This is a genomic window from Roseateles sp. P5_E8, assembly GCF_054177665.1.
In genome coordinates this window covers 1-13,137 of sequence record NZ_JBGCUM010000089.1, presented here as the reverse complement: position 1 = coordinate 13,137, position 13,137 = coordinate 1, and the positions used below count along the sequence as shown (strand labels likewise).

Annotated in this window: 12 protein-coding genes; 8 read left to right on the top strand and 4 right to left on the bottom strand. The window is 67.2% G+C overall.

Annotation, left to right across the window (positions count from 1 at the left end):
• The 7 genes from ACXRVZ_RS26500 to ACXRVZ_RS26470 form a co-directional block, all read left to right on the top strand.
• Window positions 1–1,739: HAD-IIIC family phosphatase (locus ACXRVZ_RS26500; RefSeq protein WP_458233044.1), on the top strand; the 1,739-nt coding region annotated here is incomplete at its 5' end.
• Between the two features lie 2 nt (window positions 1,740–1,741).
• Window positions 1,742–1,987, top strand: a complete 246-nt coding sequence (locus ACXRVZ_RS26495; RefSeq protein WP_457427946.1) for an acyl carrier protein — start codon at window positions 1,742–1,744, stop codon at window positions 1,985–1,987.
• Between the two features lie 157 nt (window positions 1,988–2,144).
• A complete protein-coding gene (locus ACXRVZ_RS26490) occupies window positions 2,145–3,080 on the top strand; it encodes a WxcM-like domain-containing protein (protein WP_458233043.1) in 936 nt (311 codons plus the stop codon).
• A gap of 2 nt (window positions 3,081–3,082) precedes the next feature.
• Window positions 3,083–4,180, top strand: a complete 1,098-nt coding sequence (locus ACXRVZ_RS26485) for a DegT/DnrJ/EryC1/StrS family aminotransferase (protein ID WP_457427950.1) — start codon at window positions 3,083–3,085, stop codon at window positions 4,178–4,180.
• On the top strand, window positions 4,177–5,148 hold the full coding sequence (locus ACXRVZ_RS26480) for a glycosyltransferase family A protein (protein ID WP_458233042.1): 972 nt from the start codon (window positions 4,177–4,179) through the stop codon (window positions 5,146–5,148). Before ACXRVZ_RS26485 ends, ACXRVZ_RS26480 begins: the two co-directional genes overlap by 4 nt.
• Entirely contained in the window at window positions 5,145–5,603 is a 459-nt protein-coding gene (locus ACXRVZ_RS26475; protein WP_457427940.1) for an acyltransferase, read from the top strand. The genes ACXRVZ_RS26480 and ACXRVZ_RS26475 overlap by 4 nt, the downstream gene beginning before the upstream one ends.
• Window positions 5,600–6,274: a glycosyltransferase gene (locus ACXRVZ_RS26470; RefSeq protein ID WP_457427938.1), complete on the top strand. Its 675-nt coding sequence runs from the start codon at window positions 5,600–5,602 to the stop codon at window positions 6,272–6,274. The genes ACXRVZ_RS26475 and ACXRVZ_RS26470 overlap by 4 nt, the downstream gene beginning before the upstream one ends.
• 271 nt (window positions 6,275–6,545) lie before the next feature.
• Here ACXRVZ_RS26470 and ACXRVZ_RS26465 read toward each other — a convergent pair whose 3' ends face one another.
• Both ACXRVZ_RS26465 and ACXRVZ_RS26460 read right to left on the bottom strand, forming a co-directional pair.
• Entirely contained in the window at window positions 6,546–8,993 is a 2,448-nt protein-coding gene (locus ACXRVZ_RS26465) for a diguanylate cyclase domain-containing protein (RefSeq protein WP_457427936.1), read from the bottom strand.
• 97 nt (window positions 8,994–9,090) lie between these two features.
• The gene (locus tag ACXRVZ_RS26460) at window positions 9,091–9,885 is read right to left on the bottom strand and encodes a glycosyltransferase family 2 protein (RefSeq protein WP_457427934.1); all 795 of its coding nucleotides are present in this window, start codon (window positions 9,883–9,885) and stop codon (window positions 9,091–9,093) included.
• A gap of 125 nt (window positions 9,886–10,010) precedes the next feature.
• On the opposite strand from ACXRVZ_RS26460, the gene ACXRVZ_RS26455 reads away from it, so the two are divergent.
• Window positions 10,011–10,772: a class I SAM-dependent methyltransferase gene (locus tag ACXRVZ_RS26455; RefSeq protein ID WP_457427932.1), complete on the top strand. Its 762-nt coding sequence runs from the start codon at window positions 10,011–10,013 to the stop codon at window positions 10,770–10,772.
• Between the two features lie 20 nt (window positions 10,773–10,792).
• On the opposite strand, the gene ACXRVZ_RS26450 is transcribed toward ACXRVZ_RS26455, so the two are convergent.
• On the bottom strand, window positions 10,793–12,382 hold the full coding sequence (locus tag ACXRVZ_RS26450; protein ID WP_458233041.1) for a glycosyltransferase family 2 protein: 1,590 nt from the start codon (window positions 12,380–12,382) through the stop codon (window positions 10,793–10,795).
• Window positions 12,383–12,798: 416 nt separating this feature from the next.
• The coding region (locus tag ACXRVZ_RS26445) for a hypothetical protein (RefSeq protein WP_458233040.1) at window positions 12,799–13,137 on the bottom strand (339 nt) is incomplete at its 5' end.

Genomic DNA, 13,137 nt, shown 5'->3' with positions numbered 1-13,137 from the left:
AGCTCAGCCTGTCTGAGATGCTGGCGAGTATCAAGGCCATGAAGGATGCGGCGAGCCTTTCAATCAACATCAATTTCCTGAGAAATCTCACGATTGAGGGCATTGAGCCCTACGTCAGTTATCACGGCTTGCAGGCGGGCATCGCCCCAGCCATCAAGTTTGGCGAATATGACAGCGTTCAGCAGGAGATCTTGAGCAAAGACTCTCATCTGTATCGCAGTGCGCCGGAATTGATTGTTCTGGCTTTGCACCTGGATACCTATCTGCCGGACGGTTGGTGCAACCCGTGGACGGCCGCCGAGGTGATGGCCGGCTTGGCAGCGTTGTACGACAGCGCCGCAGAAGACACGTCGGCCCTCATTCTCGTCAATACCTTTGTTCCCCCGAGCGAGCCGGATTTCGGCATCAGCGCCGCGCGTGGTCTGTTCAGTCATCATGACGAAGTGTTGCGGCTGAACCAGTTGATACGCGACTATGTGGCGAGCAAGCCCGCACGTTTTCTACTGAGCGACTGGGAACGTTATCTGCGGCAGTTGGGCGCCGGTGATTCATTGGACTACCGGTTTTGGTATATGTCCAAAGCGCCGTTCAAAAAGGCGTTCCTCTATCTCTACGCGCTTGACATCATAAAAATCGCGAAGGCGCTGAAGGGTCGGGCGAAAAAATGCCTCGTGCTGGATTGCGACAATACGCTGTGGGGCGGTGTGGTCGGTGAAGACGGGCTGGGCGGGATCAAGCTTGACCGGCACAACTATCCGGGCAATGTGTTTTACGAGTTTCAAAAGAGCGTCTTGAGCCTGCATAGGCGCGGCGTGCTGATTTGCCTCAGCAGCAAGAACAATGAGCAGGATGTCTGGGATGTGTTGGACAAGCACCCGGATTGCCTGCTCAAGCGTGAGCATTTGTCGGCCTGGCGTGTCAACTGGGATGACAAGGCGAGCAGCCTCGCCGGATTGGCAGCGGATCTGAATATCGGCATCGACAGTTTTGTTTTTGTCGATGACAACCCGATGGAGTGCGGGTTGATCCGCGAAGCGCATCCCGCGGTGACGGTGTTGCAGGTGCCGGAGAAGCTCTATTTGCTGCCGCAGCTCCTGCGGGCGAACAGCCTGTTCGATACTCTGGCTGTCAGCAGCGAAGATCTGCGGCGCTCGCAGATGTACCGTGACGAGGCCAGTCGCAAGCAGAGCCAGGCCAAGTTTGAAAACATGGAGCAGTATCTGGCTTCCTTGGCGATTGCCATCTCGGTCCATCAGGCTACGCTCGGCGAAGTGCCGCGCATCGCGCAGCTGACGCAGAAAACCAATCAGTTCAATCTGACGACGCGGCGCTATTCCGAAAGCCAGATCGAGGCGATGTGCAACAGCGCCGAGTTTGCGGTGGTGAGCCTGTCCGTGCGTGACCGTTTTGGTGACTCCGGATTGACCGGTGTGTTGATCGCGCGAAAGGACGGGGCTGTAGGCGTCGTTGATGCGCTGATGCTCAGTTGCCGGATCCTGGGTCGCCATATCGAGCAGGTATTTGTGGCGCGGGTTTTGGAGTTGCTGACGCCGGCGCTTGGCGTGTCGAGCTGGCAGGCAGAATATATAGCGACGCCGAAGAACGAGCAGGTCGCCAGTTTCTGGCCTTCCCTTGGTTTTGTCGCCATAGAAAATAATGGAGATACAGCGGCCCAGTACGAATTGACGCAGCTGCCGCTAACGCCGGCGCCGCTGTCTTATATCAAAGTGACGGAGTGAATATGAGTTTGTCAGACCGGAAATTGAAAGAAGTCCTGGCCCGCGTGCTGGATGTGGACGTGGCTGAAATTACCGAAGCTGCTTCGAAGGACACGCTCGAACGCTGGGATTCGCTCCGCCATATGAACTTGATCATGGCCATCGAGGAGGAATTCAGTGTCGAATTGTCCGGCGATGAGGTGGCTGATTCTGTCAACTACCAGTTGATCAGGATCGCGCTGAAGGAGCACGGTGTCAGCTTCGCCTGAATTGGGCCTTGATTCAGCGGCTGACTGCGCACTTGCGCCCTGCAAATGGCGGGATCATCAGCAGCTTCGGCGAAGGGGTTCGACCCATGAAAGGTCTTGAAGGATGACTGTGCAAGATGGAACGGGCGCTCGCGCGGTGCCGCCGGCAGACTGCTTCGTGCATTCGCATGCGCTTGTCGAGACGCCGCACATCGGCGCGGGCAGCCGCATCTGGGCGTTTGCGCATGTGCTGCCGGGCGCGCGCATCGGCGCCCAGGCCAACATCTGCGACCACGTCTTCATCGAGAACGACGTGGTGCTGGGTGACCGCGTCACGGTCAAGTGCGGCGTGCAGCTGTGGGACGGCGTGCACATCGAAGACGATGTCTACATCGGCCCGAACGCCAGCTTCACGAACGACCTCACGCCGCGCAGCCAGCGCCACCAGGCCGAACCGCTGCGCACGCGCATCCGCACCGGCGCCAGCATCGGCTCCAACGCCACAGTCCGTGCCGGTGTCACCGTCGGGCAGGGCGCTTTGGTCAGCGACGGCGCCGTCGTCACGCGCGACGTGCCGCCGCGCGCCATCGTTGCGGGCAACCCGGCGCACATCACCGGCTACCTGGATACGCCGTCCGTGCCGCTGGCCGGGCAGGGCCTGTCCGCCCAGGCCATGGCGCAATCCTCGCTGCCGGCGCTCAGCGCGCGCGGCGCAGGCCTGCACCGCCTGCCCAAGATCGTCGACCTGCGCGGGGCGCTCAGCTTCGGCGAGATCGGCGCGCACCTGCCGTTCACGCCGCAGCGCTTCTTCGTCGTCTACGACGTGCCGAGCGAAGAGGTGCGCGGAGAGCATGCCCACCGCGAATGCCACCAGTTCCTCGTCTGCCTGAAGGGAGCCGTGTCCATCGTGCTGGACGATGGCGAGCGGCGCGACGAGGTGCGGCTGGACACGCCGCAGGTCGGCCTGCACATCCCGCCGATGGTGTGGGGCATCCAGTACCGCTTCTCCGCCGACGCGACCATGCTGGTGCTGGCGTCGCACACCTACGAGGCGGCCGACTACATCCGCAACTACGACGACTTCATGGCCGAGCTGAACGGAGGCGCGCAATGAGCGTGGCCGTGCCTTTCCTGGACCTCAAGCCCGCCTACGCGGCCAGCCAGCCCGCCATCGACGCCGCGCTGGCGCGCGTGGCCGCCAGTGGCTGGTACCTGCTCGGGCAGGAACTGCTGGCCTTCGAGGCCGCCTATGCCGCCTACTGCGGCACTGCGCATACCGTGGGCCTGGCCAACGGGCTGGACGCGCTGCATCTGGGCCTGCGCGCCTTGGGGGTGGGCGAGGGCGACGAAGTCATCGTGCCGTCCAACACCTACATCGCCACCTGGCTGGCCGTCAGCCAGTGCGGCGCCACGCCCGTGCCGGTGGAATGCGACCCGGCCACGTTCAACCTCGACCCGGCCCTCATCGAGGCCGCCATCACGCCGCGCACCAAGGTGCTGCTGCCGGTGCACCTGTACGGCCAGCCGGCCGACATGGACGCCATCAACGCGATTGCCGCGCGCCGCGGCTTGAAGGTGCTGGACGACTGCGCCCAGGCGCACGCCGCCGTCTACAAGGGCCGCAAGGTGGGCAGCCTGGCCGACGTGTCGGCCTGGAGCTTCTACCCCGGCAAGAACCTCGGCGCTTTTGGCGACGCGGGCGGTGCGACCACGGCCGATGCGGCGCTGGCCGACCAGCTGCGCGTGCTGCGCAACTACGGCTCGCGGGTCAAGTACCACAACGAGGTCAAGGGCTACAACTCGCGGCTGGACGACATCCAGGCCGCCGTTCTGCACGCCAAGCTGGCCCAGCTGCAGGCCGCCACCGACGAGCGCCGCGCCATCGCCGCGCGCTATCTGCAGGAGCTTGCCGGCCTGCCGCTCGTGCTGCCCGCCGTGGCACCGGGCACCGAGCCCGCATGGCACCTCTTCGTCGTGCGCCACGAAGCGCGCGACCGGCTGCAGCAGGCGCTGGCCGAGCAGGGCATCGCCACGATGATTCATTACCCCGTGCCGCCGCACCTGCAGCCGGCCTACGCCGAGCTGGGCTTGGGCCCGGGCGACCTGCCGATCTCCGAGGCCATCCACGCCGAAGTGCTGAGCCTGCCGCTGTGGCCAGGCTTGCAGGAGGCGCAAGTCGACGCCGTCATCCGCGCCGTGAAGGCCAGCGCATGAGGAGCATGGACGTCACCGTCCTCGTGCCGGCCTACAAGTCGCAGTACCTGGGTGAGCTGCTGCAGGCCCTGCAGAGCCAGACCGTCGCGCCCGCGCGGGTCGTGCTGTCCGACGACAGCCCCGACCAGGCCTTCCTGCGCGCGCTAGAGACGCCCGAGGCCCGCGCCGCCTACCCCGCACTGCGCATCGAGGTCATCCCCGGCCCGCGCGCCGGCGCCTGGGCCAACTTCCGCAACCTGCTGCAGCACTACCAGGGCGAGACCGAGTTCTTTCACCTGCAGCTGGACGATGACATCCCCTACCCGCAGTTCTACGAGCGCCACGCCCAGGCTCATGCCCTGGCGCGCGCGCACTGCGCGGTCAGCCGGCGCTGGACGGCCATCGAGTCCGGCCAGCCCATCTCCAGCCTGCCCGTGCCCGAGGCCGTGAACAATCATCCGCAGCGGCTGTTCGCGCTCAGGCCCGACGTGCTGTTCCCCCACACGGTGGCCGGCACGAACAACTGGCTCGGCGAGTTCTCCAACGCCACCTTCCGCGCGGCCATGCGCGAGGAGCTGCTGAAAACGCGCCTGGCCGGCATCAGCTTCACGGGGCTGGAGGACATAGGCGCCTTTCTCGTGGCCAGCCAGCAGGCGCCGCTGGTGTTCATCAACGAGCACCTCGGCTACTTCCGCACCAGCCCCGGGCAGAACACGGCGCAGACGACCGGCCGCATCTTCAAGCTCGGGCTGCTCGCCTGGATCGCACTGGCGCTGGCCTCGCACCGGCTCGGCCACCTGACGGCGCAGCAACTGGCCGCAGTGGCGCAGCGAATGGGCAGCACCGTGCTGCAACACTACAAGGCCGTGGACGAGCCGATGTGCCGCGTCGCGCAACTGGGCCTCGCGCTTGGCAGCGGCGACGAGCGCGCCGAAGCCGACTACATCACCGCCTGGCACGCCTACTGCGGCGCCGAGGAGACCGCATGATCCACCCACTCGCCGACGTCCAGACGGCAGACATCGGCGCCGGCACGCGCGTCTGGCAGTTCTGTGTGGTCCTGGCCGGTGCCCGCATCGGCGCGGACTGCAACATCTGCGCGCAGGTGCTGATCGAGGGCGACGTCGTCGTCGGCGACCGTGTCACCGTGAAGAGCGGCGTGCAGCTGTGGGACGGCCTGCGCGTGGAGGACGACGTGTTCATCGGCCCCAACGCCACCTTCGCCAACGACGCCTTCCCGCGCTCGCGCCAGCGGCCTGAGCAGTTCGCGCGCACCGTGCTGAAAGCCGGCGCCAGCATCGGCGCCAACGCCACCATCCTGCCGGGCATCACCATCGGCGCCGGTGCCATGGTGGGCGCGGGCGCCGTCGTGACGCGCGACGTGCCTGCGGGCGCCGTCGTCGCGGGCAACCCGGCGCGCGTGCTACGGCAACTCGCGACATGATCGACCTCGTCTGCGCCACCCGCCTGACGTCCGACGAGTTCTGGGGCCGCTCGGCGCTGGGTTTGTCGCTGCGCCGCATGTCTCACGACGACCGGCTGAAAGCCCGCGTGTTCTTCGAGAACCGCCGTGGCCTGCCGTCGCTCTACAACGAGCGCATCGCGGCGGAGGACGCCTCGCCCGTCATCGCCTTCATCCACGACGATGTCTGGCTGGACGACTACTTCTTCTTCGAGCACGTGGTCACCGGCGTGCAGGCCTTCGACGTCATCGGCGTGGCCGGCAACAGGCGCCGCGCGCCGCTGCAGCCGTCATGGGCCTTCCCGTCCATCGAGTTCAAGTGGGACGACCGCGCCAACCTCAGCGGCGTCGTCTCGCACGGGCCGTCGCCGTTCGCCACGATCTCGGCCTTCGGCCCGGTGCCGGCCGCCTGCGAACTGCTGGACGGCGTGCTGCTGGCCGCGCAGCGGGACGTCCTGCGGGCCAAGCAGGTGAGCTTCGACGAGCGCTTCGAGTTCCACTTCTACGACATGGACTTCTGCCGCTCGGCCCGCGCCGCCGGCCTGCGGCTGGGGACCTGGCCGGTGGCGATCACGCACCAGAGCGAGGGCGGCTTCGGCTCCAACGCCTGGCTGGAGAACTACAAGAAGTACATCGGCAAGTGGGGCGACTGAGCGGTAGGGCCTGTTAACACTACGGCAGCGGGCCGCGTTGTGGCCAGAAAGCCCGCGAGCAAGGCGCAAACCGGAGCCGGGTTGATCACCCGGCGAGGATTTGCAACGCCGCGCGCGGGCTTTCTGGCCACAACCCGAAGGGAAGGCCATTCGCCAGGGGCCACTCCGCGTTGCACCGCTTGCTCGCATATCAATGCGAGCGGCGCGCTGCGCCTTGATTGGCCCCTGGCGAATGGCCTTCGCGACCCACCGCCGTAGCGTTAACAGGCCCTTAGGCCAACTCGGCCGCCGTGCTGACCCGGAAGGCGTTCTTGCCTGCCCGCTTGGCCTCGTACATGGCCGTATCGGCGCGGTTAAGCAGCACGGTCGTGGTCTGCTGCGGCTCGCCTTCGAGGTGGATGGCCGCGCCGATGCTGACCGTCACCAACCGCGCCTGGCCCTGGACGATGAAGGGCGCGCGCATTGCCTCGATGATCTTCTCGGCGACGCCTTGCACGTCGGCCAGCGGTTGGCTCAGCTGCTCCAGCACGATGGTGAACTCATCACCGCCCAGGCGGGCCACGGTGTCGGACTTGCGCACGGCCTGGTTCAGGCGCCGGGCGGCCTCGACGAGGACGGCGTCGCCCTCGCGGTGGCCGAAGTCGTCGTTGATGGCCTTGAAGCCGTCCAGGTCCAGGAAGAGCACGGCCAGCGCGCGCCGCGCCCGGCCGGCCCGTAGCGAGGCGGTGGCCAGGCGGTCCATGAAGAGGCTGCGGTTGGGCAGGCCGGTCAGCGCGTCGTACTGGGCCAGGCGGGACAGTTTGTCTTCCAGTTCCTTGCGCAGGCTGATGTCGCGCAGCGTCACGACCGACAGCGGGGCGCCCTGCAGCGGCACCGCGTTGCACGTCCATTCCAGCGCAAAGCGCGAGCCGTCCTGCCTGAGGCCTTCAAGTTCGGCGCCGGCCTGCGATTGGCCAGGGCATGGCATGCCCGGTGGCAGCAGGGCGGCCATGGGCCGTCCCACCAGTTCGGCCGGGTCGTGGCCGAACAGGCGGCCGGCGGCCAGGTTGGCGGACATGATGCGGTTCTCGCCATCCAGCGTCAGGATGCCGTCGCCCGCGCTGTCGACGATGGTCTGCATCTTGGCCGCCGCATCCGAGGCCACGGCCTCCGCGCCGCGCATGCGCGCCACCAGGGGCCCGAGCTGCCAGATCATCAGTGCCGCGCCGACGGCGGACAGCAGCAACAGCAGCGGCGCGCCGATGGCCAGGGCCTGACGGATGGGCGCGTAGATCTCGGCGGCATCCTGCTTGGCGACAAAGCCCAGCCCCGGCGCCAACTGGCCGTAGGCCGCGATGACGGTCTGCTCGCGGTAGTCCCGCGCTTGCTTGACGCCGCTCTGGCCGGCCAGGGCCAGCTGCATGGGCAGCGGGTCGGCTCCGGGCGGGCGGAAGGGCAGGAAGAAGGGCTGCGGCCGCAGGCTTGTGGGCAGGCACAGCATGCCTTGGACGCGCGGTATGCAGGCGACCACCTCGCCGGTTTCGCCCAGGCTGGACGCCGAGAACACGACGGCGGCCAGTTCGGGCGCCGGCCGCTCCATCAGCAGCTGCAGCGCGCCGTCATCGCTGCCCAGCGGCTGTTGCACGCGCAGCAGCAGCTGGCCGTCCCACAGCAGCGACACGCGGCCCAGCGGGTCCAGCGGCGCGTTGAACTCGGGCGGCGTCCGCATCGCCCCGAGCACGGCAATGCTGCTGCCACCGGGCGCCAGCAGCGCCACATGCTGCCAGCCCTGGCGGGCGAAGCTGTCGGCCAGGCGCTTGATCTCATGGGCGCGGGCGGGCGAATCGACACGCAGGCTTTCGGAGTTGGTGTCCAGGCCGGCCAGCCCGACCGCCTGCTCCGCATGGCGCGCAATCTCCTGCGCCATCAGCCGCAGCCAGGGGCCACGCGCCTGCACGATGGTCGCCAGGCGGGCCTCCATCGTCGACTTGGCGGTGGCCTGCTGGAAGACGAAGCCCGTCAGTGCCGTCGTCGTAGCGACGAGCACGAGGATGGACGCCGCCAGCAGGCGCACCTTCACGTCTTCGCGGAAATAGGCCTCGCCGGTGTACCAGTCGCTGCGCGACCAGGACAGCCAAAGCGACACGGACATGAGGATCATGCCGGTGGCGGTGTGCATCGCCATGCGCGCGGACTTGGCCCAGTTGAACAGCAGCTCGGGCGCGAGCAGGTAGCCCACCAGGCCGGTCAGGCCGATGGCCATCAGCAGAAAGGTCAGCACCAGCTCGGTGGCGGCCAGGCCGCGATGGGTGACGCGGTCGCCCACCAGCAGCGCGCAGCCCGCCACGATGAAGCCCAGCGCCGTGTTCGGCGCCATGCGGCCCGGTCGCGTGTTGCCGTAGTCGTACCAGGCATGCAGGCCCGCCAGGTCGATGCCGAACAGGCTACGGTCCAGCAGATGCTCGGCCAGCGTCAGGCCGCACAGGGCGATCAGCACGGCTGCAATCAGGCTGCGCAGCATGACCATCCGCAGGCCTCGCCACAGTGGCAGTGCCAGCGCCGTGCCACACAGCAGGAAGCACAGCCCCGTGTTGAAGACCATGGGCAGCAGCCCCTGGCGAAGCTGGACGAGGGCCGGCACCTGGAGCAGCCAGCCGCACGTCGTGGCAAGGCCCAGGCAGGCGACCAGCAGGCCCAGCATGGGGCCGGCCAACGCGTTATTTATTCTTTTCTTGGTCACGACAGCGTACAGAAATGAGCTGTCAGGAGCTTAATCCAGCCCGCTGGAGGCGCCATCGAGTCCTGCCCTTCCGGGCAGGCACGCCAGCTTCAAGAAACTAGAACCACTCGACCGGCAGCGCCAGCCCCACGCCCTTCAGCAGCCCCGCCCGCGCGGCCTTGAGCTCAGGCGTGGGCGCCGGCCAGCGGCGGTAGACGTGCAGGAAGTCCAGCACCACGGTCGTGTTGTTCGACGCCTCCTGCTGGCCGCGCCGGGCGCCTGGGTTCACGAAGTCCTTGTGCATGACGGCGCCGCCGCCCGCCACATAGGCCGGTGTCGCACGCGCGCAGACGCCCAGCAGCCAGTCCCAGTCCTCCTGCGAGGCCAGGTGGGCGTCGAAGCTGAGGCCCTGCAGCAGGCTGCGCCGGTAGGCCAGGCAGTGCAGGGGGATGAAGTTCTTGACCCAGAGCATGTTCGTGTCGGCGCCGGCCAGCGGTGTCAACTGACGGCTCAGTTCGGGGATGCCCGGCTGCTGGCGGTCTTCCGTGACGATGGTGATGTCGGTGTACAACACCTGGGCGTCGGCACGCTCGCAGTGCGGCTTCAGCGCCGCGAGGTGGTGGGGCTCGAAGGTGTCGTCGTCGTCCAGGAAGATGACCCATTCGCCGCGTGCCCGCGTCAGGCCCTGGTTGCGGCTCTCGGCGGGGCCGTTCGCGCCGGTGCGCTTGAGGAAGCTGTCGGCCGGGCCCAGGTCGCGGGCGACGACGGCGGCGGTTTCGGTATCCAGGGCGTCGGCGGTGAGCAGGATCTCGAAGTCAGCAAAGGTCTGCGCCCGCAGCGAGGCGATCGCACGAGCCAGTGTGGCCGGGCGGTGGTGGGTGGCCATGACGATGGAGAAGAAGGGGGCAGCCATCAGCGGATGCTAGCGGCCCGCGGCTGTCGGGCGCCATGGTCGGTAGGGGGCAGACGCGTCCCAGTTCGCCGCATCGGCGCCAGGCAGGGCCCGTAATATCGACCGACCCTCCCGGACTGCACTCCATGAACCAACTGCCCAGTTCGCCGTTGATGGCCGCCAGCGACAAGTCGTTCTGGCACGCCTATGTCGACTTCTATGCGCAGCACTTCCCGGTCGACATCGACGGGCTGGTCGTCGAGTTCGGCGTGCTGAACGGCAACTCTATCCGCTGGCTCAGCGAGCGCTTCCCGAGCGCCCGGCTGATCGGCGCGGACATCCTCGACGTGCAGCCGAGCTGGCCGCAGGGCGAGCGCATCCGCTATGCGCAAGTCGACCAGGACAGCGAGGCGCAGGTCGCCGCTTTCCTGGCCAGCATCGAGCCGCCGCGCCTGCTGATCGAGGACGGCTCGCACATCCCGAGCCACCAGTCGCGCTGCCTGCGCCTGGGCTTGCAGAAACTGGCGCCCGGCGGGCTGTATGTGCTGGAGGACATCCACACCAGCCACCCCGGTCACAGCCTGTTCCAGGGCGACTTCGGACGCGTCGAGCGGGCACAGACTTCGCTGCACGTGCTGCTGGCCTTCGACCATGCCAAGCGCCTGGGACTTGGCGAGTTAGGTGAGTCCCGCCTGGCCCGCCTCGCCGGTGCGCATTTCAGCCGTGAGCAGTTGCAGGCTCTCTATGCCCAGGTCGACAGCGTGCACGTCTACAAGCGCGCCACGCTGCCCACCCAGTGCTGGCGCTGCGGCAGCATGGAGTTCGACTACCTGTCCTGGTGCTGCACCTGCGGTGAGCCGCTGATGAGCAGCGCCGACAGCATGACCATCGTGCTGCGCAAGCGCTGAAGGCCGGAAGGCCGAAAGGCCTACATCAGGTGCCGGTCCACCGAGCCGGCCACGATGGCCCAGAACAGCGCCGGGTTGGGCAGGCGCTGAGCCAGTTGCGACATCACGGGCATTGAATCGCGCAGCACGCGCGTGGCGATCTCCTTGCTGGAGAACCGCGTGAGCAGGTGCAGGAACTCCGGCAGGTGGCCGATGGCCGTGCTGCCCAGCAGGGCCGACAGGTACTTCTGCTTGATCTTGAGGTCGCGCTCGTACTGCAGCTGGCGCTTCTGTTGGCCCACCTGGTTGGCGTGCTGCCGGTAGCGGGTGAGCGGCTCGGGCAGGTTGGCGTAGCGCTTGCCGAGCAAGGCGCCGCGGCACCAGAGGTCGTAGTCCTCGGCGTAGTCCAGCCGCGTGTCGAACACGCCGACGTCGGTGAAGAAGCTCTGGCGGAACATGGACGCGCCGTGCGACACCGCGCAGTACTGCACCAGCGATGTCTTGATGTCGGCGTCTTCCAGCGGCTTGTGCGTCACGCCGCCGGCGTAGCCTGGGTCGGCGGAGAACAGCTCCATCCACGTGCTGCAGACGTCGATGTCGGGGCGGGCTTCGAGAAAGCGCAGCTGCTTCTCCAGGCGGGTGGGCAGCGCGACGTCGTCAGCATCGATGCGGGCGATATAGGGGCTGGTGTTGCGCGCCAGGCCCTGGTTGATGGCACCGGCCACACCGGCGTTCTCTGCCAATGTGACCACGTCCATGCGCAGCCGGTCGGCATAGCGGGCGGCCAGCGCGGCGGTGCCATCGCTTGAGGCATCGTCGATGAGCAGCACGCTGAACTGCTGAAAAGTCTGCGCGGCCAGGCTGTCCAGCGTTTCGGCCAGCGTGGCTTCGGCGTTGTGCGCCGGGATCAGCACGGTTACTGGCGGGACGGTCTTGGACGGATGGCTGCTGAAGGGGCTGCGCAGCGCATGGTCCACGCAGTGCTGGATGCGCTGGCGCACGATGGGCTCGTGGTACAGCCGCGAGTACCAGGAATGCACGCACAGCTCGCGGCCGGCGTCGTCCATCACGACGGAGGGCTTGCCGAGGTTGGTGCCGTCGGCCGGGAACTCGCTGAACTCGCGGTTGGGCAGGTAGAGCGGCCGCAGACCGCAGTGCAGCAGGTCGACGAAGAAGGGGTAGTAGGGCTCGAAGTTGTCGAACTGCGCCGGGCCGTTGTTGAAGCGCACCAGGTGCGCGTAGCGTTGGCTCTCCGCCGCGGGATCGACGCAGGACTTGGTGCTGGCCTGCAGCTTCTCGACGTTGAAGACGAAGAAGAAGGGGTTGAAGATCGTCGGGTTGTGCTGGCGCAGGTGGCTGGAGCCGTCCTGGATGCCGGCGGTGTCATAGCCCTCGCGTTCCATGCGTCGGATCAGCTCCAGCACGGCCGCCGGGTCGATGAGGAAAGCGTCCTCGTCGATGTTGAGTGCCCAGCGCGTCTTGATGTCCAGCCCGCGCAATTCGTCGAAATGGCGCGTGGGGTTGCCGTCCTTGACGATGTGCGGCCACGACGCGGGGATGAACTCCAGCGCGCGCCGGTACAGCTCCTCGTTCATCGACGGGAAGATGACGGTCGGGATGTGGGGGTCCATGCGGGAGTCCAGGTCGTGAGGGGCCGGGCTCCCATGATGGCAGCTCGGCACTGCGCTGCATTGGGCCAGCGCGCGCGCGGGCCCAAGCGCCAATAAGCGCCGGCTTGTGTAGGCGTTTTTGGCGAGCCGAAAAAGATGGCTCTTTGCGCGTTGCTTTGTGAAGCCCAAGCGTCGGTGGCCTGGGCGCAGGAGAGCGGGCAGACCTGCTGCTGCGTGTCCCCCGGCCGCTGCGCGACCTCCTCCTTTACCTCCGCATCAGGCCTGCCCGCTCTCCTGCTTGGCGTTGCGTTGGGTTCTCGCCCAATCAACGCGCAAAGAGCCAAAAAGATCAGGCCCGGCGGATCACTCCGTCGGGCCTGTGGGGGCCGGTACTGCGGTGCCGGCGTCAGGAGATCAGTGGCAGCGGGCTGCCGGCGTCAGATCCACCCGGCGCTGTTGTTGCGGCGTTGCTCGTCTTCCTCGGCCAGCTTGCGGTCGATGGCGGCGAGGTGGGCGTCAGGCGAGGGCAGGGCAGCGTGGGCGAGACCACCCGTCGCCGCGCCGAGCAGTGCCTCGCTCGGCGGAGCCAGCACGTCGGTCAGGCTGACCGTCGCGGCGTGGCCGTCGTCGGCCTTCTGCGGCTGCACGTCCTTGGCAAACCAGACGTCGGCCATGTCGTGCTTGGCGCCGTCGGTCGTCGTGTAGCTGGACACCAGCCCCACGAGGTTGCCGTTGTCCATGCCGCTGCCCTTGACCGCGTTCAGGTCGAGCGAGGC